Origin of the sequence: Paraliomyxa miuraensis (genome assembly GCF_026337845.1) — a bacterium.
GTDB lineage: Bacteria > Myxococcota_A > Polyangia > Nannocystales > Nannocystaceae > Paraliomyxa > Paraliomyxa miuraensis.
In genome coordinates this window covers 22768-48430 of the sequence record NZ_JAOVZF010000131.1, presented here as the reverse complement: position 1 = coordinate 48430, position 25663 = coordinate 22768, and the positions used below count along the sequence as shown (strand labels likewise).

Here is a 25663-nt window from a genome sequence, read left to right as displayed (position 1 = left end):
GGAGCCTCCGTCAGACGTAGGGCTTCTGCCGCACCACCGTCTTGTCGAGCACGTCGACCAGGTGATGGCACGGCAGCACCGACTGCCACACCATGATCACCCGCGGCACGTCGGGCTCGACGAGCACCGTGACCAGCTTGGTGCGGTGCTCCTTGGTCTGGAACCCGAAGTGGGTGGTGAGCGCGAGGTAGATCTTGGGCAGCTCCACCCGCAGCACGCCCCCCGGGGTCATGTTCACCAGCTCGAGCAACTCGCCGCCACGTAGATGTGGGGCGAGCTGCTGGTCGAGCGGGGCGCATTGATGGAAGCGCGGGTCGAAGTCCTCGGGCAGCAGCGGCCTGCGCTCCCGGACCCAGCGCGCGTCATAGGTGCCCGCGAGCTCGCGGCGGGGGCTCCAGTGACAGGCGATCGGACCGAAGCCGGCGGGGCCGCTCCGCTTGGGGTTCTGGCCCGGGAACGAGAGGTTGGCGACCGGAGTGCCGAGCAGGTGCTTGGCCTTGGCCGCGACGCCCTTGCCCACGGGGTTCCTGGGGTCCATGCGCTGCGCGGCGGGCTGCGGCCGGGTCTGATCGAAGCCGCCGAAGGCCCGCTCGTAGATGATGGGCATGGTGAGAAACGGCATGGCCGGGCTGGGCACGGCCTGGCCGTAGACGTCGCGAACGTGCTCGCGGTCGCCCTGGACCTCGATGATCTTGCGCAGCTTGCCGAGCTGGAGCGCCACGTTCACCCGTGCGGTGGGCTTGCTCCCAGGCGCGTGCGCCGAGCCCTGGGCCAGCACGTCCGTCGCGGCCTTGGGCCCCACGAGGTCGGCGTCGTACTGGAGGCTCGACGAGCCGTCCTCGCCGAAGTAGCGCGGGGCGAGCAGCGGCGGCACGGGCTCCTCCGAGAGCACGAGCGAGCCGTCGGGGCGGATGTCGAACGTGGCCTTGACCACGACCACCCAGTGCTTGGCCCCGCTCACGTCGAGCACCCACCCGCGCTCGGCCTCGTAGGGGGTGCGGTTGTCGAGCGCCCACATTCACTCGGTCTCCATGCTCACCACCGGCGTCGTCGCGTTCCATTGCAGCAGCAGGGCCCGCAGCGACTCGAAGCACTCGTCCCCCGCGAGGAACGACTCGGCGCTCAGGCGCAGGGTCTGGGCATCGTCGAAGCGCACGGTGAACGGACCCAGGGCCGACGCGCCGGGTGGGTCGCCGGGGAGCGGGTAGCCGCCCTGCACGAGGGCTGCCCACACGCGGATCTCCCGGTCGAGACGATCCTTGTCGTCGTCGGTCAGCGGGCTGGCGAAGGCGACCTCGATCGCCAGCGGCGGGGCCGCCCCGCCTTGGAAGGAGAAGCTCACCTCGAACGGCACGCGGGGCCCGAGCACGGGCAGCGGTGCGTCGGTGGTGAGGAGGTTGTCGGCGAGCGGGGGAGGCTCGGGGCTGGCGGCCGACGACACCAGCGGAGCCGTGGCCGCGAGCAGGTCGACCGTCCCCTCGTCCGAGGGTGGCTCACGCCAAGCCAGCGCCCCACCGAGCGGGGCGACCATGCACGAGAAGCCCTCGAGCATCCCGTGCAGCACGCGAAAGGCACCACGCTCGACCTCGATCACGTCGAAGCGCGCATCGAGGGCTCCCTCGGGCTTCTGGTCGAGCGCGTGGACCGTGCCCATGGTGCCGGGGAGAGCACGCAGGCGCAGCGCCTCGAAGAACTGCTCGACGACAGCGCGCAGCTCGGCCGCCTCGTCAGGGCCGAGGGGGTTGGCGGGCTTGACGTAGAGCCGGATGGTGCCGCTCATCGTGGGTGGTGTTCGTGTGGCGCTCATCGTGGTGTTCCCTTCTCGTTTGCCGTCGACGTGGCCAAATGCTCGGCCTGCTCGATCTCGTGCTCATGCCTTGGCTCCTCGCCCGGCACCGTGCCAGTCGGTCCAAGGGCCCGTGCTCGTCCCCGCCATCGCGCTCATGACCGTCCTGCGGCCTTGGCTGCCGTTGCTTCGACCCCGCCCCGGGCCGCATGCGCGGACTCCTCCGCGCGCAGCTTGGCCCGTCTGGCTCGCCGCCTGGCGTTGTTCTTCTCCCGAGCCTGCGCTCGCTTCGCCTCCTCCTCCTCCGACAAGGGGAGCCGCTGCGGTCGCTGCGACTGGTCCGGGACGTGCTGCGGGTGCCGCTGCGCCCAGACCTTGACCCGGGCGCGCAGGATCCTGCGGTTCGTGCCACGGCGTGCGGCGGCTCCCGTGATGCTCCCTTGCTCGTGGTACCAGGCCACGACGCAGGCGAGGATCTCCAGCTCCTCGCGCAACTTCGCCAGCGTGCGCCCGCTCGGCTCGCGCCCCAGGACGTCTCGACCGAGTGCCGTCAACTGGCGCTCGATCTCCACCAGCCAGCCCTCCTCGGCTTCCACTTCGACGGGCCCTTCGGCCTCGATCGCTGCGCGCGTTGGCTCGCTCATGGACTCCTCCCTCCGTACTCCTGCGCTCTCATGTCCTTGCCTCCCTCATGCCTCAGTTGAGCTTGATCTTGTCCGTGCCACGGATGACGACCTCGCCCGCGGTCTCGATGCCGATCCGCTTGTCCGCCTCGATGCCAACGTGTCGACCCCGAACGCCGATGCGGCTCGTCGCCGCGATCTCGATGCTCTCGTCCGCCTCGATGCCGACGCGTCGACCTCGAACGCCGATACGGCTCGCCGACTCGACCTCGATCTCGTCGCCCTTGATCGCGAGCTTGGTGGTCTCGATCTCGGTGGCCGGGCCCTTGAGCACGGCCATGCTCGCGGTCACCGCGACGAGCATGTCGGTGCCCAGCTCGATCTTCTTGGCGGCCCGCAACGTGGCCGCGTCCTGCTCGAGCACCAGCGCCGTGCTCGGACACCCGGCCGAGATCCTCGGGGCTTGGAGCACGATCCCATCGGGGCGCAGCTCCAGCCGGCTATCCCCGCAGCGCAGCACGATCGGCTCGCTCGACCGCAGCTCGTAGCCGCCGCTGGCCACGTCGATCGTCATCCCCGTGGGGCCCTTGCCGTCCGGGCTGACCTTGCCAACGTGCAGGTCGTAGCCGCCGAGGTAGTGCTCGGTGACCTGGCCGCTCACGGTGTGGCGGTGCTCGCCCGCGGTCACCGTGGTGTCGCCCTTGCCGATCCTCGCGTACCGCGAGCCGTCCACGGACAGCGTCTGGTTGCGACCCACCTCGGTGGAGTGGTGGGCGAGCACCTGCTCCCGCAGGTTGCCCTGCGCGTGCAGGAACACCTCCTCCTTGCCCCGCGCGTCCTCGAACGAAAGCTCGTTGAAGCCCGCGGCCCCGACGGTTTGGGTGCGCAGCACCGTGCGGGTGGCGTGCTCGGGCAGCGCGTACGGTGGCATCGAGCCGCCACCGTGAACGCAGGCGATGCACAATGGGCGGTCGGGGTCGCCGTCGATGAACGTCACGATCACCTCGGTCCCCACCCGAGGGACGAACACGCCGCCGAAGCCGTTGCCGGCCCACGGGGTGGCCACGCGAAGCCAGCACGACGTGGGCTCGTCCTCGTGCGACTGCTCGTCCCACAGCATGCGCACGCGCACCCGGCCGAACCGATCGGTGTGGATCGTCTCGCCGGGCGGGCCGGTCACGATCGCCGAGCACACGCCCTGCACCTGCGGCCGTGGCATGCGGGGCGGTGCCACGGGGGCTCGTAGCGGCTGGCACTCGACGTCGTTGCCGTACCGCGCTTCCGCGGACTCGCTCGCCGTCGCCGTGGCGCTCGACGGTGGGGCCTGCCCGTGGTGGCGGATGGCCGTGACCACCCAGGTCTCGCCCAGCTCGTCGCTGGGCGCACCGAGCAGCTCGAACACCGAGCCCGCGCGAAGGATCGTGGCGTTGGAGCTCGCGCGGAGTCGGGTCGCCGATGCCAGCTCCGCTTGCCGTCGAAGGTCCGTGCGTCGCTGCGTGCCATCCGGGAAGGGCTCGACGCCCTGGCCCTCGTCGGGTCGGGCCTCGTCGGCCTCCCACCATCCGCCCTCCGTCGCGCGGTGCTCCGCGTTCGTGTCGGACCGCTGGAGGAACCCGGGCGCCGTCGTCCAGTCCCATGCCGTAGCCGACCACTGCCGCCGCCGGATCCGGCACTGCCGCCCGACCGCCGCGACGCTCTCGATCGGCAGCCCATCCGCGGGCTCCGGCACGAAGGGCAACCGCGGCGGTGGCTCGTCGTGGTCCTCGAGCGCCTCCCGCCCGGCGGTGGGGAGCGCCTGGTTGCCGTCGATCAGCACCACCGTCTCGACCCCCGTGCCGTGATCGAACATCACCGTGATCCCCTCGCTGGCCAGGATCCGCAGCACGAAGTCGAGGTCGGTCTCGCGGTATTGCACACAGTAGTCGCGGGGCCCGTAGCGCCGCTCGAGCCGATCCACGCAGACCGCTCCGCCGTGCTCGGCCAGCACCGGGCCCATCACCGCCAACGCGATCGCCACCACGGAGAGCCCCTGGAACACCCGGCTACGTCGCGAGAGCCCCAGCAGCGCGAACGCGGGCACCACGTGGAACTCGACGCCCGCCTCGTTGGCGAGCCCCTCGATGCCCTCGACGCGCTCCGCATCGATCACCACGCCGTGCACGGCCCGGGCCTGGTCCCCGCGGGCGATCTCGAAGACCGCCCGCGCCCCGAGCAGCGCTTCGAGATCGAGCTTGGCCCGCGGAGCAACGGCCAGCACCGACAGCCCGTAGGGAGCATGCAGCCCCTCGTCGAGCGCGAACGACCGCACCTCCCACTGGCCCTCGCACCCGCCTCCCCGAAGGTCGAGGTACAGAGAGAACCGAACGGGCGGTAGATCGTCGATCCAGCCCACGAGTCCGTTGCGAGCGATTACGTCATGCGGCATGAGGGGTGTGTTCCTTGGGTCGGGGTGTGGTGGTGGTGATGGCGATCTCCAGCGCCCGGATCGCCCGCATGCGATCGAGCGGGCAGCGCTCGGGCGAGGCGATCACCGCCGTGTAGTCGAAGCTCCAGCCCTCCACGTCGCGGTGGGCGAAGCGAAGCTCGAAGGGCTGCTCGCGATCACGGGCCGTCGCGACGTAGACCCCAACGAGCCCTGGCGTGCCCAGGGCCGAGCCCGGGGCGATCCGCTTGGGCTGACGGCCGAGCGAGATCCCGGCGTCCCACAGTTCGCGGTGCAGTCGGTGCTGGCGAGTCTCGACGGGCTCGGGCTGGTCGTACTGCCAGCGCGTGGCCTCGATCCGGAGCACCACCGAGCCCTGCGCCCCCTCGGCCGGCAACGCCACCCAGCGCGTCGTGCCCCGCCATGGCGGCGGCTCGGGTTTCGCGCTCCAGGACTCCGGCAGATGGAACTCCATGTGAGGTCCACCGCGGTGGATGAGCGGCTCCACCTCGCGGCGAAACGTCGGCTTGTCCAGCGACATGAGCACGCCGCACGGCCACAAGAGATCGTGATGCTTGTTCCACGTCGAGGCGGGCCCGGCCACGTCGACCCGGAAGAGCCGGCCGTTGTCGACGAACCCGGTGGCGCGCCGCGTCTCGATCCGGCCGTCGATCGCCCGTAGGCCGCCGACCTCGAAACGCGGATGCCAGCGAGCCTCGAGCGACCGTGCCATCGCGATGTCCCACTTCGCCAGCTCCCAGCCATGACGGACCCACTCGGCGGGGTCCACGTCCCATCGAAGCCTCGTCGCCGACACGATGATCCGCGGTCCCTCGATGTCGGGGTCGGGAGCGAAGATGCCGAGGATCTCCGGTCGGCCCGCGTCCGGCTGGGCCCCGAGGCCCTGCACGCGGCCCCAGCCGTGGGGGATCGGCAGTGAGTAGGCCAGGGTCGGATCGCTGGTCGGCAGGATGCCCTGCCGCCGATGCGTGAGCGCCAGGTGCTCGAGCACGTGCGAGGCGTCGCGGAAGGGAGGCTCGCTGAGCTTGGTCATCGTCGCTCGTCCTCCGGCCTCGCCTCGGCCCACAGGCGCACCGCCCTGGCCGTGCCCTCCGTCCAGGTTCGCGGGCCGTCGAGCTCGACCCCGAGCACTTGCTTGCGCTCGGCCTGCCTCGACTGCTCCCGCCGCCAACGAAACGGGTACGCCCCCGGTCGACCCCCGGCCTCGACCTCCCGCGCTCGCCAGCATGTGACCGGTTGCGGCCTTGGGCCGATCACCACCGTCGCGCACCCGACCGCGATCGCATCGAGCCCGTGCGGGCCGCCGTCCGTGGAGTCGCCCACCCGCAGGGCTGGGAAGCCGTTGATCTCGACCTTGGTGTACGTCGTCACGAATCCGCCCCCGGCGTGGGAGGTGGGCTCGGTCCGGGTGCTCACGTGGCTATCGCAGGTCCGTAGGGCCGGCCGTCCACCGATGAGCACGTTGGGGCTGCCAGGCCCGGGGGCGATCGGCTCTCCGTGGAGCAGGACGTCCCCCACCCTCGCCGCGAACCCGGCCGCGGGTACGAGCACGATCTTGCCCCACTGCTCGAAGCGCCCGTCGTCCGCATCGAAGCTCCACACCGCATCATCGACGTCGACCTCGAGCAGCTGCTCGGGGTGCTCGGCGTAGTCCCCCAGCCGCTCGAACGTCGCCCGTTCGCCCATCTCGGGGACGTCGCGCGCAGCGCCGGCCTTCGCGTGCCCACCATGCCGTTCGAGCGCATCCGACACGACCGGCTCGAGCACCACCCATAGCGGCTCGACCTGTGCCTCGTCGAGCCACTCCACGACGTGCGGCTGTCCCCGTCGTCGCGCTGCCCTCGGCCGAAACGCCCTGGGCAGGCCCACGCGCAGCACGAAGGCGGTCAGCTCATCCCATGCGCCGGACAACACCCCATCCCTCGGAAACTGCCAAGAGCGGCAACGCATCCCACGAGCGCCTCGCCTGACTCTCTGTCTTGTGCCAACATCGATCCCGCCCGTACCTGCGTGCACCATCGAAAGCTTCGCCACAGAATGCACCAGCCACTACGTGCGCCAAGGTGTTGCAATAGAAAACTTGGTCGCAATCTTCAGCGCGATTCGATGCCAATTGCGGATTTCAGCGATATCACCACGTTGCCTTCTTCGTACTCCCTCGATTGTCCATAAATTGGACAACGGTCCAGCGGTAGCAAGCGTGACTGGTGCTCATGGCAAGAACCTCCGCAGCCATGCCAGACGCTTGTCGGGGTCGTCGAAGCCCTTGACGTCGATCTGCGTGAGGACGTCCTCGGGGGCAAACACTGGTGCGAGAATCCGGCCGACCTCGCGGTAGCTCTCGAGCTTGTTCCTGCGATTGACGCTCCCCAATTCGGGCAAGGGGCCAGCCTGTAGTGCGGCCCCCTTCGCATAGGAACGCAAGCCAATGCCGGCGGTTTCGACCGCGGCCTCGAGGGCTGTGCGGCCACCGAGTTGCGCAATGAGTTCGTCGCCCACGAAGGTCAACCAGTTGATGGTCGCGAGGCCTTGCTCGACGCCCGAGCCCCAGGTAACGAAGTCACCGTTCGAGAGCCCCGGGTGCCTGGCAAGGTGACGCCCGAGCCACTGCCTGGCGAATCCATCGATCTTGGTGTCGGTGCTCTCCCAGTAGAACGCATAGCCGGCCGAGCCCCAGTGCACGGGAAACTCCGTCATGGCCTCGTCGACCAGCTCGAGTAGCTCCGCGCCGTCCTCGCCCACCACCTCGAGCGGAAGCACGATCCGAAACATCCCACGCGGATACTCGGCGTAGATGTGATCGAACATCATGTCGAACAACGGCGGACGTGGCTCGTTGGCAACCTCGTGGGTGTGCATGACGATGCCGAGCAAGGGCTCCCTGAGCGTGCGGGCATCCTCGAACCATCCAGGCACCTTGCGCAGATCCTTGGGCGAGAACTTCTTCCACCGGGTGGAATCGCTGAGCTGGTAGTACCGCAGCCGGTCCCCGTAGCGCTTTGCGAACGCCTCGTAGAAACGGACGTAGCCGGCCGCCCCATCGGCCTTGGGGGTCGTCGAGAGCGCCATGACCTCGACGCACGGGAAGATCACTGTCTTGCCGTTGACCACCAACGGGAGCTTTTCGAGGTCGTTGCTCATGGGGCGCTACGTCCTCGCGGCTCGCTGGCGGGCCTTGCCGATCACCTCTCCGCCCTTCTTGATGCAGATGCAATCCCCAGCAGGATCCAGCTCGATGATCTTGTCCTTCTCCTCGAGCGTCATACGTGAGCGGGCGATCTCCTGGTTCTTCGTGAGCTTGTCGCCGCGAAACTTCACCTCGACATAGTGCTTGATGTTGCCGTTGGTCGCTGGCAACGCAGGGTTTTCGGGGACCACGAAGTCCCACCGCGTCATGGTCCGCGGGGGGCTTAGATGCATCGCCTTCATCATCGACATCGGGGCGGTGGGCCCGCCCTTGCCCACGGTGGCGCCCGTGCCCGAAAGCAACGTGGTCATGCCACCGTGACGGGCCGGTGGGATCCGCTGGCTGACCTCGGGCAGGATGTTCGGGTTGGTCGGTCGGTAGAGCGGCGGCTTGCTCTCCGCGAACCGCTTGGCCATCGCGTCCTGCGTCGTCCGCGAGGTCCCACGGTCGTCGATGGCCTTGCACGCCGCGTCGCACAGGGCGTCGGCGACGCCCTTGTCGAGCCCTCGCACCATCAGCGACGTCCACTGCACCACCCCCGGCAACGTCGCGCTGTTGGGCGGGTTGCCGTTGTTGTTCGTCATCGCGTCGCCGAGCAAGTGCACGTTCTTGCCCTCGCACTTGACGTTGATCGAGCCGGTCGCGACGAACTTGGTCTCCCCGTGGGTGTTGGCGGAGACGAGCCCGCCACCCGTGGGCTTGCTCGCGATGTCGCCCCGGCTCCCGAAAGTCGCGCCCTTGACCGCGACGGGCTGGCCGTCCATCTTCACCGTCTTGGTCGCGCCCCGGAGCTGGTTGCCCGACTCACCCACATTCGGCAGGGGCGTCGGGACGAACGGGGCGGGCGGGCCCGGCATCTTGCAGACGTTCGGGAGCGTGGCCGGGGCCACGCCCTTGCTGCCCTTGGTGACTGGGGTGCGCGGGGGGTTGACCGAGACGGTGGGCATGGTGGCCTGCGGCGGTGAGCGTCAGGGGACGTCGGCCCCCGCGTAGTCGGGGGTGCCGTCGACCGCGGGGCGCGGATCGCCCTCGATGTCGGTGGGGGGATCGCCGGTGGACCACTGGGCGATGTCGGCAAAGGTCGTCGCACCCGAGCCCGACAACGAGAAGTTGCCGGTCGCGTAGCTCATGAACCACATGATGTTGAGCATTCCGACGTCGTCTTCGGTGGCGCTGTTGGTGAGCACCGCGCCAGCACATTCGACTTCGGGCATGGCATCGGCCGACACGAGAATGCTGTTTCGAACGTCCGCGATTGATGCCCCTTCACAGTACAGCGCCCGCGCTCGACCTCCGAGGATCGGGCCACCGCCAAAGGTCGTATAGAGAGCCGACAACGTCGATGCGTTGACCGCGACGGCATCCACATCGCTCACTGCACCGCCCACGAAGCAGTTGCGTAGCACGAGTTCGGCGCCCGTCTGCGCCAGGATTCCACCCCCTCCGTTGGTGATGATCCGACCGCGGTCCACCCACACCCGGCCTCCCGCCACGACGAGCCCGTGGTCGTCCGCGTTGCCCGACAGCCGGAGCCCATCGAGCAGCACCGTTCCATCGGCCACCTCGAGCTGTGGAGCTCCACCCGCGGAGCGGATCCAACCCGGGGGCATCGTCGCATCGTCCGCGCGCAGGAACGCCAGCACACCGCCACCGTCCACCGTGACGCTCTCGTTATAGTCCGCTACGGGCTGGTGCACGACGATCGTTCCCTGAGTCCCCGCCACGAAGCTCCCCACCGCGGCCGTGAGCGTCCCGAATTCCTGCCCGGGCCCCACGTGCACGACCGCGTCTCCCGGTAGGCACTCCCCCGTGAAGAGGTTGCACGCCGCCTCCCCACACTGCTCGTGCGCGGTGCAGGGCACACACGTGTTCGAGGCGTCATCGCAAACCGGCGTCGCCCCGGCGCACGCCTCGGGGGCTGCCGCCGTGCACTGCACGCAAGCCCCGCCCACGCACAGCGGCATGCCCGGATCGAGCCCCGCGCACGCCCCGTCGGGATCGTCCATGCCGTCGCACCCCACACACTCGCCACTGCCCGGCTCGCAGAATGGTGCCCCCGCGTCCGTGCAATCGCCGTTCTCCGTGCATGGCTGCGGCCCCGTTGTGCTGCTGCTCTCGCTCCCACTGCCCGAGTCCTCGGAGCTGCTTCCGCTCCCGCTGCTCGAGCCTTCAGTGGTGCCCCCAGCCTCGCACTCGGGATTCTCCAGCCCGCATGGCGAAGCGCAGTTCTCCCCGGGCACGTCGGGAAAGCACCCGTAGAAGTCATCGAGGCACTCCGAGACCACGCAATAGGGTCGGCTGCCATCGGGGAAGCGCTCGGCGCAGGTCTCGTCGCCGCGAGCATTGGTGCAGAACTGCGGGTTCGGTTGGTACCTCACCTCCACACAACCGGCGAACGCGGTCACGATCACGAGCGAGGAGAGGACGGCGGGGTGCTTGTACATCTCGTATCTCCTGCGTGCGACCTAGAACCTACCCGAGAGCGCAAGGCCAGCCCCGTGGGGCGACCACGTGGGTGTCACCGCGACCGCATCGCGCTTCTTCTTCCGCAGCACCACGTCGACGACCAGCGCAGCGGTGCCCATCGCCAGCGCGCTCACCCCAACGCCCAGCAGCACGCGCCCCTGGGGGCGATAGTCTTCCACGCGTTGCTGCGACGCCTGCGAGGGCTCGGCGACCTCCCCTTGGGCGAGCCGCACCGCACCAGCGATCGTCGTCGCCAGCCCTCCACCGGCCACGATTGCGCCCGTGATCCCCATCCATCCGATCGGGCGCACCGGCTTTGCCGGCTCGTCGGTCACCGTGGGCGGCTCGCCTATCGGGCTCGCGGGCTCCCCCTTGCCCTGGTCCTCGGCCGTCGCCTCCGTACGCTCGAGCAAATCGAGCGCCGCCGGCAGGTTCTCCGCCACCTTGTCGGCCACCATGCCCTGGGGGCAGAACTTGCACACGAACCACGGCACCCCGGGATCGATGCGCGTCCCGTCGTCGAACACGTCGAGGTAGATCGCGTATTCGAGATCCTTGGGGTCGATGTACTCGATGCGGATCTCCACCGCGTCCCCGGCGTCATCGGCCTTCGCGAACGAGCGATCCCGCAGCAGCGGCTCGATGCGCTCGTTCGTAAAGCGCTCGATGTGCGGCGCGTCGGCCTCCGCGATCGTCGAGACGTCGATCTTCACCCGTAGTGGTCGCGCCTCCCCCTCGGGCAGAGCCGCCCATGCCGCGCGGCTCGAGGCCACGAGCATCACCATCGCCATCAGTCCACGTGTCGCTGACATAGATCGACCCATTGCTTGACCTGGGGTTCGTCGAGCCCTTGGCCCTCGTCGACGCAGGCGCTCCATGCCTGAGTCTCGAACAGCGCCCGCACGCGCAGGCGCTTGCGATCGCCTTGGCTGCTCCAGCACTCGCGGCGCTTGGTCAGCTTGGCGACCTTGGTCCAAGCGGCGCTCGCGGCCGCCTGCTCGGTCTCGGCCCGCAGCGCCACGCACTCCTCACCATCGGCAGGCCGAGGAGTCTTTGCGGGACTTGGTGCGGGCTGCTTGGGCTTGGTCGTCGGAGCCTTGGGCTTGCGCGACGTCGAGGGCTCGGCCCTGGCCGGGGGCTCCGCGGTGGCGGGCTCGTCGGGGGTTACTACGTCGGAGGGCTCGGCCAGCTTGGGTTCGGCCGTCTTGGGCTCGACGGCGGGCCTCGGCTCGGACCCGGGTACCCCGATGCTCGACCTTTCACTCGACGCGCTCGCGCCCGAGGGCTGCGGCCCAGGGCCGGGGTCGGGCTGCTCGCTGCGCGGGAGCACACTCTCGGGAGCAACGCTGCCGTGCTCCGACCGCTCGCTCGACCCGTCCGCTTCCGGCTCGGGCTGCAAGCTCCACCACAACGCGAAGCCAGCGACGACCACCGCCATCACCACCAACGCCGTCGCGACCGCCTTTCCCCAGGGCATCCGCGTGGCCGCGGGCTCCGGCTCGAGCACGGCCGGCACGGTACCGGCGAGGATCTCATCGGTATCCAGCGGTGGCGGCGGGCTGATCGGCGTGGGCCCCCGCTCGAATGCCGGACGCGGCACGACCCGCTCCGTCCTGGGCAACCGATCCGACGGGCTCGCACCCCTCTCGCCGCCTTGGACCACCGCGAGCAACGGCCCCGACCCCGCGGCAGGCATCACCATCGCCGCCATCACCTCGTCGAGCCACTGCGCCACCTCGTCCATCGTCGGCCGCTCGGCGGGGTCGAGCGCCGTGCAGGCGTCCACGAGCTCCGCCAGCCGGCGCGGCACCGCGGTGTGGATGCGGATGTCGACGCGAGGCGGACGGATCTTCCCCTCGAGTTGGAGCTGGAGGTAGGTCTCGCGGCTGTACTGGTGGAGCGTGAGCCCGACCAGCATCTGCGCCAGCGTCACCCCGAACGCATAGACGTCCATCGCTGGATGGGCCGGCTCGGAGCGCGCCTGCTCGGGCGGCATGTAGTGATGCGTGCCCGGGATCTCGTTCTCCCGCGTCAGCCGGCGCGGGTGCCCCACCGGAAGCCGCGGCGCATGGGCATCGCCCGCGTGGCTGAGATCGATCAGCACGATCGACTCGCCACGGGCGAGCACGTTGGCGGGCGTGATGTCGCGATGGACCACGCCCTTGCGGTGCAGGGCCCGCACGGCCCCCGCGATCATCCGCGCCGTGCGTGCCGCAACGTGGGGCCGCAGCGGGCCGCGTGCGAGCTGGCGGTCGAGCGACTTGCCCTCCACCAGCTCCATGACCAGGAACGGCCAGCCGGTCTCGCCCAACCGACCGCCATCGAGCATCACGACCAGATGCGGATGGGACTCGGCGCGCTGTCCAAGCTCGAGCTCCCTCAGGAACCGCTGCTCTCGCTCCTGACGCCCGCGGTAGCGCGGCACGATTAGCTTGAGCGCCACCTCGCGGCCGCGCTGGCGATCGAAGGCACGATAGACGTGCCCCATGCCTCCTTCGCCCAGCGACGCGCGCAGCTCGAAGCGCTCGTCGAGCACCGCACCGACGGGCGGGAGCGTCGCTTCTGCGGCTGCCGTGTCTTCGGCCATGGTGACGCTCACGGCTGTGCCCTCACGCTGGCGCTGACCTCGGGATCGGGCGGGGACGGCGGAGCCTCCTCGAGGAATGCTGCTGCGGCCTCTCGTGCAGGCTGGGCCTCGGGCTTCGAGCGGGCATCGAACTGGCGCCCGCTCAATACCACGCCCGCCGCGAACCCCAGGCCCACGAGCAGAGCCGCCGCGAGCCACGCCTTTACGACCACCTCGGCCACGGGACGGGCGGTCTGCATCCAAGCGGCCTGCGGACCGGCAGGTGTGGTCACGGCCCCCGGGGCCTCGCCGACCACGACCTTGGGGCTCTCGCCTGCCTGGCTCTCGGCGCTGTCGGGCTCGACGCGCGGCGGCAAAGGCTCGTGCTCGAAGTACGACTCGGGCGGCGTGGACCGGTACGGCGTACGTCCAGTGGACGGCGGAGTCATCCGCTCGGTGAGCCCGCGTACGGGCACCTGCTCGGGCCGGTCCGGCGTTGGTGCTCGCTCGATCCCAGCGGGCGGAGATGTCTGCTTGCGCGGCCGTCGAAAGAGGCGCGGAGCATCGGGCTCGACCCACTGCCGTGTGGCCGCCTCCTCGGTTCCGTCGTCCGCTTCTTCCTCCCACCAGGGCTTCCAGTCCAGCTCGCTCGATTCACCGGCATGCTCGGCCTCCTCTGCCGGGGACGGCTCAACGCCGGGAGGCGAAATCACCTCGGCCTCGGTCGCGGGCTCGGCCAGCATCGGTGGTGGGGTAGGCTCGGACTCGTCGACAACCGCAGCCGGTGGGGTCAGGACGACGGTCCCAGTAGGAGCCTTCGGGGGCCGGCTCTCCAAAGGCTCTGCGCTCGATGCCGCGACGGCGGGAGCATCGGCTCGCACCGTTCCCGTCGGTCCCTTTGCCTCGTCCGCGTCGGAGGGCTCGTCCGCCGCGGCATGCACTCCGGTCAGCCCGGTGTGCTTGGGTCCGACGTTCTCCTGGTAGAGCGTCGCGGTGAGGATGGTCTCCCTAAGATTCAACCCGTGCTCCGCGAGCAACCGGAGCGCATCGAGTGCCGTCTCGATGCGCTCGGCCGGATCGAAGGCCAGACACAGATGGATCAGCCGCACCAGCGGCTCCGGGACGTCCGTGCGCCCGAGGTCGAGTTCCGCCTCGGTCAGCGGCTTCTGGAGGTCGGAGATGTCGCGTGGCCTCCGAGGGGGCCGTCCCGTCAGCATGAAGAACAGCAGACAACCAACCGAATACAGGTCGCTCTGTGGGCAGGCGCGACCTTTGGCCTGCTCGGGCGCCATGTACTCGAGCGTTCCGAACACGTCGACGGACACCCCCTCTGCACCACGCGCGAGCCCGAAGTCGGTCAGGAACACCTCGCCTTCCGACGAGATCATCACGTTGCCCGGAGTGACGTCGCGGTGGATGATGACCAGCCGATTGCCTCCCGGGGCACGCTCGTGGGCATGGCGGAGCCCTTCGAGCACCTCACCGATGATGTAGGCGGCCATGATGACCGGCATCAGCTCCCCATTCTTGGCCAGCGCGCGGCAGAACGTGCCGAGGTCGACGCCATCGACGAAGCTCATCGCGATGTAGAGCCAGCCATCCTGCTCACCGGAGCCGATGATCGAAATGATGCGGCCGTGCCCGAGCTTGCTGAGCACCTCGGCCTCTCGATGGAAGAAGCGGACGCGCTCTGGATCGCTCGCGAACTGCGGCAGCAACACCTTCACCACGCATGGCGTGTCGAGCCCCTCCTTGCGGGCGAGCCAAACCTCGCCCATCCCACCTCTGCCGAGAAGACGTATCAACCGGAACTCACCCAGTTGACGCGGAACCTGCAAGTCCTGGCGCATCACCCATCCTCGGAGCTCATACCTCCGAGCCTTCGGCTCCACCCTCTATCACACGGCTCCGGGAGCCGGTAGGTGGTCGACCGGGCCACCAACAGCGGCATGCAGGCAATCAGACTGCCAAAGCCCTCTTTCGCGAGGTGCTGCGCTCACCGCGGCCCGTGGAATATCAGGGACTTTCAAATCCTTGACGCTCCAGGTTGTCCAATTTTCGGAGAGACAACCTCACATGGACGAGGCCGATCGAGGCCATGGGCATCGACGAAGATCCGGCCGCCATCGTCGCGATCTCCATGCTCCGTATCATGCGCACGCGTCGAGCAAGCCGCCCACTGCCAAGACGGACGCCGAGCCGGCATGGTACCCCATGCGGTGCCATGACTGCCCCGACGCCAACGACCCAGAGCATCACGCAGAACACCCGAACCGTGCGGCGGCGAGGGCAGTACCAGCACGCGCGGCGGCCGGGTCGCGTCAAGCTCCGCGTGCTCGACGGAGGCCCCAAGTCGTTCGAGAAGGTCATCGAGAGCACGCGCCTCCGCGTCGGGCGGAGCAAGTCGGCGGACCTGCAGATCGAGCACGGCTCACTGAGCGGCCTGCACTTCGAGCTACGGCTTGGTCGCACTGGCGTCGAGCTGTTCGATCTCAAGAGCAAGAACGGGACGTTCGTGCTGGGACGCCGCGTCTACCACATGGAGCTCCATCCCGGAGACGAGATCCTTGCGGGCGATTGCCGGATCGTGTTGGTCGAGACAAGCGAGGTCGACGTCGAGCACCGGTCGGAGCTGCGAGACGACGGGCTCCTGGGGATCAGCGAGCCGATCCTCGAAGCGTTCGCCCGAGTGGAGAAGGTCGCCAAGATGGACATGTCCGTGCTGGTGACCGGCGAGACCGGGGCGGGAAAGGATCTGTTCGTCCAAGCCCTGCACCGCCACTCCCCGCGAGGACAACGGCCGCTCGTGGTGCTCGACTGCGCGGCGCTGGCGGAAGGGCTGGCCGATTCGATCCTGTTCGGGCAACGACGCGGGGCGTACACCGATGCCGAGCACGATCGGGCGGGAGTGTTCGAGCAGGCCAGCGGGAGCACGCTGCTCATCGGCGAGGTGGGCGAGCTTTCGATGAAGCTGCAAGCCAAGCTGCTGCGCGTGCTCGAATCCAAGGAGATCGTGCGAATGGGGGATTCGAAGATCCGCGCCGTCGACGTGCGCGTGATGGCGACCACGCATCGCGACCTGCCCGCGATGGTCGAGCAGGGGAAGTTCCGCGAGGATCTCTACTTCCGCCTGGCAGGCATCCCCTTCGAGGTTCCGAGCCTGAGGGCCCGAGGGCCCGAGGAGGTCGAGCATCTAGCGGGACAGTTCCTCGCCGAAGCCAACCGGAAGGCGGGCACGTCCTTGGTGTTCACCGCCGATGCGCTTGCCACCCTGCGCGAGTACGGCTGGCCCGGCAACGTTCGCGAGCTACGGAGCGTCGTTGGCCGGCTGCCCGCGCTTTGCGACGGGATCGAGGTCGAGCCTCATCACCTCGCGCTGAGCGACTACCGCCCACGGAGCACCCAGCTCGACGAATTCGTTAGGACCGGGACGCTCAAGGAGGTCCACGCGATGTTCGATCGGTGGTTCCTCGCGCGCGTGCTCAAGGAGTGCGGGGGCAACGTGAGCGAGGCAGCGCGGCGGCTCAAGGTCAACCGCAAGACGTTGGTGAACCGGTTGCAGGAATTGGGGCTGCTGCCGGGGGAATAGTCCTGCCCCTGCCCCGGCTCGACAGCTCATCAGGAATCTCGCGAGGCGGGCAGCGACCGACCCGTAGCAAGAAGTGCTCGGCTCGGGCGTTCGCTGGTGCCCTGGCGGTGCAGCCTTCGAAGCCCAAACGAGGAGATGGTCGGGAAAACCGTCGTTCTCTCTCGGCCGCCCATGCTCGACCCGGCGGTCGCCCAGCCCCCCGAAGAGCACGACCTGCTCGCTGAGGATCTTCATCAGCCGCGGCGAGCCCGTGCGAAGCACCCGCTTGGTCCAGTGAGTCGGGTCGTGGCCAGTGGTCACGCGCCGGGGCATGAGACGGAGGCGCACCTGCTCCTGGGTGATCGAGGTCAGCTCGGTGCAAATGGCTGAGCTCGGCCCCGCCGCCCGCGCTCTCCAACCGCGGTCGGGGCGGTGTTTCGCGCGCTTCCGCAAGAAACGTCAAGAACCCACCGGGCCGCCCCGCTATGCTCGGCGCCGTGCTCGAAGCGCTCGAGCGCGTCCGGCCGGCGCTGGCGCGGATGCTCGATCGGACGGCGCAGGCCGAGGCCACGTCGCTCGCCTCGCTCGCGCGTAGCGTGAGGCTGTCGAGCTTCCACTTCCACCGGATGTTCTCACGGGCGCTCGGCGAGACGAGCAAGCAGTACGGCCTGCGCGTGCGGCTGGCCCGTGCCGCCGCGGCGCTCCTGCGATCGCGGGCCACCATCCTCGAGATCGCGCTCGAGCACGGCTTTGCCAACCACGAGACCTTCACCCGCGCCTTCCGCAAGCGCTTCGGCACCAGCCCTCGCGCGTACCGACGACGTGGTCTGCTCGGGGTCTCGCCGGACGCAGCCCCCGCGTTGGCCGATCGCAACGATGCCGTCGTCGCCGAGGTCGCCCCGTGCGTGGGCCTCTACCGAGCGCCCGCCAGTTCCAGTCCCAGTCACCCGACGTCCACCGTCGTACCCGCCGAAGAGAGCCCCATGAGCCAGAACCGAGAGATCACGACCCAGCTCGTCCCCGAGCAGCACGTGCTGCTCATGCGACGAAAGATCAACCTTGCCGAGATCGCCAGCGCGCTGGCCGAGATCCTGCCGCGCGTGTTCGCCTACGCCCAGGAGATCGGCGCTCCGATGGCTGGTCCGCCGTTCACCCGCTACCTGCAGATGGGCCCGGGCTTCTGCACCCTCGAGGCCGGCGTGCCGCTCGCCAGCGAGTGCCCCGGCCGCGACGACATCGTTCCCGGTGAGCTCGGTGGCCAGCGCGTCGCGACCACGGTCCACGTGGGTCCCTACGACCGGCTGTCGGAGACCTACCGGGAGCTCGAGCAATGGATGGAGGAGCACGGCGTGCAGTCGGCCGGCGCACCGTGGGAGCAGTACCTCACCGATCCGGCCGAGGTGCCCGACGCCGAGCAGTGGCAGACCGCGGTGTTCTGGCCGATCACCGACGGGTGAGCTCAGCGCCGAGGCGGCGCGACAGCGAGCCAAGGCGATCGCCGAGCGGCTCGACGACGAGGCGCTGCGCGTGCGGCTGGACCGTCGGCGGGGACGTGACGGTTGAGCTCGGGTTGCGATTGAATGGCCCAGGTAGGCACCCTGCTTCATGCAGGCTGCGCTGCGCCTCTGCTACGTGGTGCCCGCGTATTGACAGCCGCGCTCGGTAGCCGTGCGAGCCAACAACTGCGCCCGCGAGCGTTGTTGCGAGCGAGAGAGTCCCCGAAAGTCCACGAAGCAGTGGGCGGGATTGGGATAGGGCTCCTCGACGGGATCCGGTACGACAGGAAGGCTGGCTTCCCGGCACTCGTCGACGGTCGAACACAGAGCCGAGAGCCCTTGGCCACGGTGACCTTCTTGCCGTCGATGATGAGTGTGACCGTCTCCTGGCCCTCGGGGATGGCCGGATGGTTGGGGGCAGCCCTCGGGGGGAGCGGGCGCGGGTCCGTGCGCACGTCCGGGGCTGGGGCCGCGCTCGGAAGCGACAGCGTGCCGGGCTTGGGCGGGGCGGTCGAACGCGGCGATCTGTCGGGCACGGACCGCGACGTCGAGGCTCGCCACGTGAGCTGATCGCGGCCGGGCCCGGAACCATGCGCTCCTCCACGCGGCACTCCATGCTTCTGCCCAGTTTGGAGGTGGTCATCCGGCGTTGCTCGCCTCCATCCCTACTGCTCGAGCAGGATCGTCACGAGCACGGAGGAGTCTTCCTTGGCGTGGAGGCCATGTCGTTGGTCACCCGTCACGTACAGCATGTGCCCCGGCTCGAGCGTGCAGCGCTGGTCGTCGACGAGGATCTCCACGCAGCCCTCCAGGCACTGGAGGATCACCTCTCGTGGCAGGTCGTGCGACGGCACCTCCTTGCCAGCGGGCAGGACCATCCGAATGGCCTCGACCGCCTGGGTCTTGAACAGCGTGGTGGTCCCCGTGATGGGGAACTGTGGGCCAAGGGGACGGATGTCGATGATCTCGGCCGGTCGTGCGTGGTGGATCGCCATGTCGAGGGCAGTATCGCGGAGCACATTGGCCCGGCAACGTTGCAGATCCGATTCCTGGACGATTCGTCGAGGCGGGCACGCCGTCGTCACCGATCGCCCATGTCCAACAGCACGCCCGCCGCCACGTAGAGAGCCGGTCGACGAGCCCACCTCGAAGCCGACATCGCCGTTCCCCTTGACGTAAAGCGGCCCAGCCTCGAACCTCGAACCTCGAACGGCATCATCCCTTCGAGTCCGGCCTCCGCACTCCGCACCGGGCGGGTCAGGCGTGCGAACCTACCGCGGTCCGCTGCTACGCTTGATGTCAGCAGTTCCCGTAGATGCTCCTTGGGGCCTGGGGCCGTCAACGCCGACGCTCCCCCCGCACGCGGTCTCGTCGACGCGCGCGACCGAGCAGGCGACCATGCGAGCGACGACGGGATCGGTCCCAAGCACCGAGCGCGACTTTGACCTTGGGACCCGATCCCGGTCCCCGATCGCTCGCTGAATTCCAAGCGACCTCCTCGAGCGGCCGCTGCCAAATGGCGGCAACGAGTCATGCAACGCCGAGCATGCAAGCGGGGAGGGTCCACAAAAGCGCGAGGAACACGCTGATCTCGCGAATTTCGATTGCGAAACCTATTTGGAATCGATTCGGAATGGTTTCCGAATCGATTCGGAACCGCGGCGGTTATCGATTCTCGGAGCGGCGCAGGGCGGAAATGTGTAGGTCCCACCACGCCCGCGACTGGCACGAGATCGGGCATTCCCTTGGGCCCGTGAACATCGCTGGACATGGGCATCACCCCGACACCGGATCTCGGTGAGGGGTCATTTCGGGGCGCCTTATCGCACCACTCCAACTTCTGCGTCACAGCCCGTTTGCGTCCGACCACTTTTTGGTGTTCACTGACTGGGCGATACAGAGGGGCTCCGACAGGAGCGCCTCATGACTCTCGAGCATGTAAGAACCGACGACCCTACATCCGTATCGTACGAGGTCGCCCTGACCCGTCTTGCAGGCGCGCCGGACCTCTGGTGCACCGCACGTCCGGTGTCCGACCACCGCACGCTCGACGCTCAGACCCGGACGTGCGGTGCACCAGAGGTCCGGCGCGCCTGCAAGACGGGTCAGGGCGACCTCGTACAGAGGAAGTACCGACGAGCCCGGGCAAGTCGGCGGACCTCATCGAACAACGAACCCTCCACCGCGGCTGGGCCCACGTTGGCCGCAGCGTGGACGTTGACGAGGTGAGCGATGCAGGACGCCACCACAACCAACTCCACGGTCGAGCCCACGAACCACGCCGCTGGTGGGACCAAGCCCGCCGATGTCGTGGTGCGGTACCGCTACGCCGACGGCGTTCTGCTCGTGGGCAAGGCCCAGCCACACCGCGAGGTGAAGAAGGCCCAACCGCGGTGGCGGTGGTTCTCCAAGCTGCGCCGGTGGGGCGTGCCTCGAACGCGGGGGCGGGTGCTGTCGAGCGACCAGGTGGAGGAGTACGCCCAGGGGCTGCGGGTAGCCGGCGTGCCCAACGTGCGGGTCGACTACGAGGAGCCCCAGACTGTGGACGAGCTCGACCTCGAAGAGGTCGAGACGCTCGGGGAGCAAGCCGTCGACAGCACCGAGCAACTCGACGGACCCAGCGCGTGGCTCGGCTGGAGGAAACCTCTGACGGCCGGCGACTTCGTTCGCTGGTTTCCGCGGTCCCATCGCAACGCCATGGCTCTCGTGCACGACGTCCGTGTGGGCCGCGGACTCGAGGTCGACGAGGGGCAGGAGGACGAGGATCCCTACGCTCGTGCCCTTCGGGATGCGGGGCTCCATGTCCCCGAACCCGAGTATCTGGGCCAGCGCGCCGCGAGGGAGCGGGCGAGGCGGAAGCAAGAGCTGGTCTTCCGCCGGGATGATGCGCGCGCGTTGACGGAGGTGCGCCGTGTGGCCGCATCACTCGGCCCGGTCACCCCGGGGCGGTTCAACGCCGCCTACCGACAGCTCTACCCCATGCTCACCGGCGAGGAACACCGCCAGCGAGCGCTCGTCCTCACCTACGAGGCTCGCCGGATCGTCGCGACGGTACGCGGCCCCAATGGCACGGAGTTCAGCATCTCCCGGTCCGCGAGAGCCGAAGAACGAGCTGTCATCGCGGCATTGCTGTACCGGATCGAGGCGGCGATCCCAAGGAGCGTGGGCCAGCCCAGGGCCCAGGCGATCGACCCTGCCCCGGAGGACACGCAGGATCCCAACGTCGACGTGGATGCGCTCGACCAGGAGCCCGGCGCCCACGCGACGACGCCGGGCACCGCTGAGCCCGAGACGGTCGTCGATATGATGCAAGCGATCGAGGAGCTCACGAGAAGGCTCTTCGGAGGGCGGAAGCACGGGGCCACCGCCGCCACCCCTGGCGCCGAGGCTCAGGAAGGCGTCGACGGGCTCGACGAGGAGCCGGTGGACACCGAGGACGGCTCGGCGGGGCCAGAGGCGGTCGAGCAGGAGGACCTCACTCTGGACGCCGGCTCTGGCGAGAGCACGGGCGTGCACGTGCCCACGGAGCACCCATCGTTGCTCGACGTGTCCGAGTCCGACCCTGCGGCGCTCGAGCTTGCCGAGCACGGGTCGAGGCGCCCCCCGCCAGCCACGTGCGCCCCCCTGCTCACCCGGGCGTCGAGCGAGGCTCCGCCGAGCTCCGCCGAGGATGCAGCACCGCCGACCGCCGCGGGCCAGGTGTCGCCGCAGGGCACCACCTCTCGCCAGCCACGGCCAACTCGACGAGTGCCCATCACCCGCACAACGAACCCCGGGCGGTATCACCAAGCATGTCCCCGGAGCCACGGGCTCGCCCGCCAAGCACAGGCCCCGTCTCTCACGCGCCAGCACGACGGCCAAGCACAACGGGGTCGATCTCCTCCGACCCCGCGCGGGCCCTCGCGGATGGGCCCGCGGAACCGCGGCCCACCGCCACATTCGCGGCAATGATCGCCGGCTCGGTCCCGAGGTCGAGCCGTCGAGGAACACCACGCGTCGACGTGCTCGAGCCGCGTGGCCACACACGGACCGATCCCAAACCCGGGTGACACCCACCCGCACCGTTGGAGCTGACACTCATGGCCAAGAACAACCCGCCAGGCGGCGAGGACGGCGAGCTGCGTCCTCTGCCTCGACCTCAACCATTCCTTCCCCATTCGATCGAGCGCCGCTCACCATGGTCCACGGCCCTGCCGTCCGACCAAGTCGTTCGCATGACCCTCACCGCCGACCTCGGTGCCGAAAGCAGGTAACCCCATGACCGTTCGCAAGAACCAGCGAGGGCGTTGGATGATCGATGCGTGCATCCCGATGCCCGACGGGTCCGTCGTGCGCGTGCGCGAGGTCAGCCCCGTGCAAAGCAAGCGGGGGGCGGCGAAGTACGAGCAACAGGTTCGTACGGAGGTACTCAACGGAACGCGGGGGAAGAAGGGGGCGCGCCCGGTGCCGACGCTCGCGAGCTTCTCCACGGAGTTTCTCGACACCTACGCGACCAACAACAACCGGCCCAGCACCGTACGAGAGAAGCGGCGAGCGCTGGGCCGCGGGCTACTCGACGAGCTCGGGCACCTGCGGCTCGATCGGATCGGCATCCGCGAGGTCGAGGCATTCAAGGCTCGGCGCAAGAACGACGGGGTGGGGCCCAAGACGATCAACGAGGAGCTGGCGATCCTGTCGAAGATCCTCGGGTACGCCGAAGAGACCGGCGACCTGACCACGCGGCCGCCGAAGATCCGGCGGCTCAAGGTGCCCAAACCGGACTTCGACTTCCTCGACTTCGACGAGGCCGAGCGCCTCGAGAAGGCGGCCGCTCTTGCCCCGCAGCCATGGTGTGCGATGATCCCCACCGCCCTGTGGACCGGGCTGCGGCTCGGCGAGCTGCGAGCATTGAAGTGGGACGATGTAGACTTGGAAGCCCGGCGCCTCCACGTGCGGCGTGCGGCCGATGACAAGAACGAGCTGCACCCACCCAAGAGCGGCAAGCCGCGGATCATCGAGCTACCGCGCAAGGCGGTCGCGGTGTTGAAGGAGCATAGGCATCTGCGGGGAAACTTCGTGTTCTGCCACGAGGATGGGTCGAGGCTCCGCAATCGGGACTGCGAGTCGAAGTCCACGGCGGAGAAACACGACGGCCCCCTGGTCAAGGTCTGCCGCAAGGCCGGACTGCGGAGGTTCGGCTGGCATGGCCTCCGGCACAGTTATGCCTCGCACTTGATGATGAAGGGCGCGAGCCTGGCCGAGGTGCAGGCGCTGCTCGGTCACGGGTCGCTGTCGATGACGATGCGGTACGCCCACCTGTCGCCGAACGCTCGTAGGGCCGCGGCCGAGCTGCTCGACGAGGAACCGCCGAAGCGGCGCACGGACGACGCGGAGGAGGAGGGGCCTCGCGGCTGAAGGGCGCGACAGCAGGAGCAGCGCTCGCAAGGCGGCACGGCATTCGGCAGCCTGACCAACGACCAACGACGCGCTCATCCGCGACTTCCTCGATGGGGCGCCCCATGTGCTCGGCCGCCGTCCGCGAGCACGGGTGTCGTGGACGTGTGCTTCCGCAACGAGCACGGCGTGCTCGAGCTACCCCCCGGCGCCCGCGCCATCGACGAGATCCGCCGTCCAGACATCGACGAACCCCGCAGATCGAGCAGCGGCCCGTGATCTCGCCCACTGGAACTGGTCACGACCAAGCCTCTCGAACGACGACCACGGCCGCCGCGACCAGGCCGAAGCCAACCGCGAGCACCACGCCGCCGTGGCCGCGCCCGACCTCGCCGGCTCCCCACCTTCATGTCACCCTGCTCTCCCGATGGTGACGTTCAAGAGCGATTCCCTGATCGCCATGCTCGAGGACGAGCCGGATGTCTTCCGCAAGCCCCGCGGGGCTCGCCTCTCGCTCGTGTGTCCTCCCCCTGATGCGCCCGATCCGCTGGCCCTGGGCCTGCGGGTCGGCACCCACGAGCGTCCCATCATTGGCCTCGACGGCGGGGACGGTGGCTCGCCCGTGATGGACGTTGGCGCCAAGGTCTGGTGGGTCGTCGAGCCGCTCGCTAGCGAGGTTTGGCCCCCCATGCTCTGCTACTCGACCGGCCAGATCGAGACCTACCGCGTCAACGTGGAGTTCGCTGGCTCTCCGAGCGAGGCCGTCGACTACCTGGTGCGGACCCCAATGCACGCCTCGGCCGCGATCTTCGGCGCCACGATCTGCTCGACCAAGGACAACGCATCGGTCGTCGTCGGTGACCTCGGCGTCGCCATCTCGGCCGCTGGACCCACGCAAGCGGGCCGCGGTGGCGTGGCGATCACCACCTACCCCGACGTCATCGCGAGCGCCGGCCAAAGCGGCATTGCGATCGGCTGCACCTACCATGGCATCGCGATCGCGGGCGTCTGCGGGCAAAGCTACACGGCCGGTGAAGACCGCGCGTGCATGTGCCTCTGAGGCCCCGACCCCTCGATGTCTGGCCGCAAAGGCTCGCATCCGTAGGCCTCGCCCATGCCCTCGGCACGCGCTCACCATCGATCACCTTTGAGACAGCCCCGGCCGTACCTGCGGCCGCAACCCTCCACCTGCGAATTCCGGAAGGATCTGGGCGCTCATTCCGACGCACCTGGGTGCCCGTTCCGACGCACCTGGGCACGGCCTGAGCGCGTCGAGGGAGGTGGGCGACCACGAGACACACGTCCGTATGCTGACGTCATGAGCAGCCCACCATGGATCTCGTGTGGAGGTCGAGCGTGGCGGGGAACGCGGCTGATGCGTCAGCGCGCAGAGATACGGGCGAGCCGGTCGAGGGAGTCGCGCCAGGCGTGGAGCATGCTGGTGGACGTGTGGTAGGCGCCGGGGTCGGTGGCGGTGAGCTCATCGACGTGGCGCCGGAGCTGGCGGAGTGCTCGGCGCTGGCGACTGGCGATCGAGTTAGGGCTCGACTCGAGGATCTCGGCGACCTCGATGAGGGTGAGGCCGGCCCAGAAGCGCAGGTAGAGCAGGATCTGCGTCCGACTGATGCCATAGGGCTCGGCGCGCGCGGGACAGTGGCGGTCGGTGAGGCGCCGCATGGCGCGGAGCAGGAGGCGCTGATCGGCGTGGAGCGTGGCCTGGTACTCGAGGTCGTCGGCCTGAGCTCGCGAGGCGAGCTCGGAAGGTGAGCGCTCGGGATCGACGACGGGACGATGGCGCTGGCGATCGCGCGAGATGCGGAGTAGGCGGTGGGCGATGGTGAAGAGGAAGGCGCGTGGGTGGTGGATCTCGAGGCCGGGCTGGCGGTGGAGGGTGATGAGCAGCTCGGTGAAGGTCTGCTGGAGGAGATCGATCGCCTCGGGCTTGGCGATGGGGTGGGCTGCCCGGAAGAACGCGAGCAGCGCGTGGCTGTGGGCAGTGTAGAGGGCGCGGGCGATGGCGCTGGCGCTGGCGGGACGGAGGGTGGCGATGGGCATGGGCGGGGTCGATGGGGAAATGCGTCGGGCGAGGAGAAATGATCGCGAGCGGGAGGAAAAAACGCAGAGAGCGAGATCAATTCGGGCGCGGCGGCGCATG

At 69.0% G+C, this 25663-nt stretch carries 19 protein-coding genes; 5 read left to right on the top strand and 14 right to left on the bottom strand.

Annotation, left to right across the window (positions count from 1 at the left end; genetic code table 11):
- Positions 1–10 precede the first annotated feature (10 nt).
- The 12 genes from OEB96_RS03875 to OEB96_RS03820 form a co-directional block, all read right to left on the bottom strand.
- On the bottom strand, positions 11–1018 hold the full coding sequence (locus OEB96_RS03875) for a DUF2169 family type VI secretion system accessory protein (RefSeq protein ID WP_266214066.1): 1008 nt from the start codon (positions 1016–1018) through the stop codon (positions 11–13).
- Complete coding sequence (locus OEB96_RS03870) at positions 1019–1807, bottom strand: hypothetical protein (RefSeq protein WP_266214065.1); 789 nt, start codon at positions 1805–1807, stop codon at positions 1019–1021.
- A 134-nt stretch (positions 1808–1941) separates the two neighbouring features.
- Positions 1942–2430: a hypothetical protein gene (locus tag OEB96_RS03865; RefSeq protein ID WP_266214064.1), complete on the bottom strand. Its 489-nt coding sequence runs from the start codon at positions 2428–2430 to the stop codon at positions 1942–1944.
- A 52-nt stretch (positions 2431–2482) separates the two neighbouring features.
- Positions 2483–4834 carry a type VI secretion system Vgr family protein gene (locus OEB96_RS03860; RefSeq protein ID WP_266214063.1) on the bottom strand — a complete coding sequence of 784 codons (2352 nt, stop codon included), beginning with the start codon at positions 4832–4834 and terminating at the stop codon, positions 2483–2485.
- Positions 4824–5885: a hypothetical protein gene (locus tag OEB96_RS03855; protein ID WP_266214062.1), complete on the bottom strand. Its 1062-nt coding sequence runs from the start codon at positions 5883–5885 to the stop codon at positions 4824–4826. The genes OEB96_RS03860 and OEB96_RS03855 overlap by 11 nt, the downstream gene beginning before the upstream one ends.
- Positions 5882–6763, bottom strand: coding sequence for a PAAR domain-containing protein (locus OEB96_RS03850; RefSeq protein ID WP_266214061.1), 882 nt, complete (start codon positions 6761–6763; stop codon positions 5882–5884). The genes OEB96_RS03855 and OEB96_RS03850 overlap by 4 nt, the downstream gene beginning before the upstream one ends.
- Positions 6764–7063: 300 nt before the next feature.
- A complete protein-coding gene (locus OEB96_RS03845) occupies positions 7064–7993 on the bottom strand; it encodes a type VI immunity family protein (protein WP_266214060.1) in 930 nt (309 codons plus the stop codon).
- A gap of 6 nt (positions 7994–7999) precedes the next feature.
- Positions 8000–8986 (bottom strand): PAAR-like domain-containing protein, encoded by a 987-nt coding sequence (locus tag OEB96_RS03840; RefSeq protein ID WP_266214059.1) that lies wholly within the window; start codon positions 8984–8986, stop codon positions 8000–8002.
- Between the two features lie 21 nt (positions 8987–9007).
- Positions 9008–10483 (bottom strand): hypothetical protein, encoded by a 1476-nt coding sequence (locus OEB96_RS03835; protein WP_266214058.1) that lies wholly within the window; start codon positions 10481–10483, stop codon positions 9008–9010.
- 21 nt (positions 10484–10504) lie between these two features.
- The gene (locus OEB96_RS03830; protein WP_266214057.1) at positions 10505–11290 is read right to left on the bottom strand and encodes a hypothetical protein; all 786 of its coding nucleotides are present in this window, start codon (positions 11288–11290) and stop codon (positions 10505–10507) included.
- A gap of 5 nt (positions 11291–11295) precedes the next feature.
- Positions 11296–13104 (bottom strand): serine/threonine protein kinase, encoded by a 1809-nt coding sequence (locus OEB96_RS03825; RefSeq protein WP_266214056.1) that lies wholly within the window; start codon positions 13102–13104, stop codon positions 11296–11298.
- Positions 13101–14921, bottom strand: coding sequence for a serine/threonine-protein kinase (locus OEB96_RS03820; protein WP_266214055.1), 1821 nt, complete (start codon positions 14919–14921; stop codon positions 13101–13103). Before OEB96_RS03820 ends, OEB96_RS03825 begins: the two co-directional genes overlap by 4 nt.
- Before the next feature lie 374 nt (positions 14922–15295).
- Here OEB96_RS03820 and OEB96_RS03815 point away from each other — a divergent pair, with 374 nt between their 5' ends.
- Together OEB96_RS03815 and OEB96_RS03810 are read left to right on the top strand one after the other, a co-directional pair.
- Positions 15296–16660: a sigma 54-interacting transcriptional regulator gene (locus tag OEB96_RS03815; RefSeq protein WP_266214054.1), complete on the top strand. Its 1365-nt coding sequence runs from the start codon at positions 15296–15298 to the stop codon at positions 16658–16660.
- 476 nt (positions 16661–17136) lie between these two features.
- Positions 17137–18096, top strand: coding sequence for an AraC family transcriptional regulator (locus OEB96_RS03810; RefSeq protein ID WP_266214053.1), 960 nt, complete (start codon positions 17137–17139; stop codon positions 18094–18096).
- A gap of 704 nt (positions 18097–18800) precedes the next feature.
- Here OEB96_RS03810 and OEB96_RS03805 read toward each other — a convergent pair.
- The gene (locus tag OEB96_RS03805; RefSeq protein ID WP_266214052.1) at positions 18801–19130 is read right to left on the bottom strand and encodes a cupin domain-containing protein; all 330 of its coding nucleotides are present in this window, start codon (positions 19128–19130) and stop codon (positions 18801–18803) included.
- 1237 nt (positions 19131–20367) lie between these two features.
- Between OEB96_RS03805 and OEB96_RS03800 the strand changes: the two genes are divergently transcribed.
- The 3 genes from OEB96_RS03800 to OEB96_RS03790 all read left to right on the top strand — a co-directional run bounded on the left by OEB96_RS03800 (position 20368) and on the right by OEB96_RS03790 (position 24568).
- Positions 20368–22086 carry a hypothetical protein gene (locus tag OEB96_RS03800; protein ID WP_266214051.1) on the top strand — a complete coding sequence of 573 codons (1719 nt, stop codon included), beginning with the start codon at positions 20368–20370 and terminating at the stop codon, positions 22084–22086.
- A gap of 306 nt (positions 22087–22392) precedes the next feature.
- Positions 22393–23529 (top strand): tyrosine-type recombinase/integrase, encoded by a 1137-nt coding sequence (locus tag OEB96_RS03795; protein ID WP_266214050.1) that lies wholly within the window; start codon positions 22393–22395, stop codon positions 23527–23529.
- 406 nt (positions 23530–23935) lie between these two features.
- On the top strand, positions 23936–24568 hold the full coding sequence (locus OEB96_RS03790; RefSeq protein WP_266214049.1) for a hypothetical protein: 633 nt from the start codon (positions 23936–23938) through the stop codon (positions 24566–24568).
- Positions 24569–24888: 320 nt separating this feature from the next.
- Here the strand turns inward: OEB96_RS03790 and OEB96_RS03785 are convergent, their stop codons facing one another.
- The gene (locus OEB96_RS03785; RefSeq protein ID WP_266214048.1) at positions 24889–25563 is read right to left on the bottom strand and encodes a sigma-70 family RNA polymerase sigma factor; all 675 of its coding nucleotides are present in this window, start codon (positions 25561–25563) and stop codon (positions 24889–24891) included.
- Between the last annotated feature and the right edge of the window lie 100 nt (positions 25564–25663).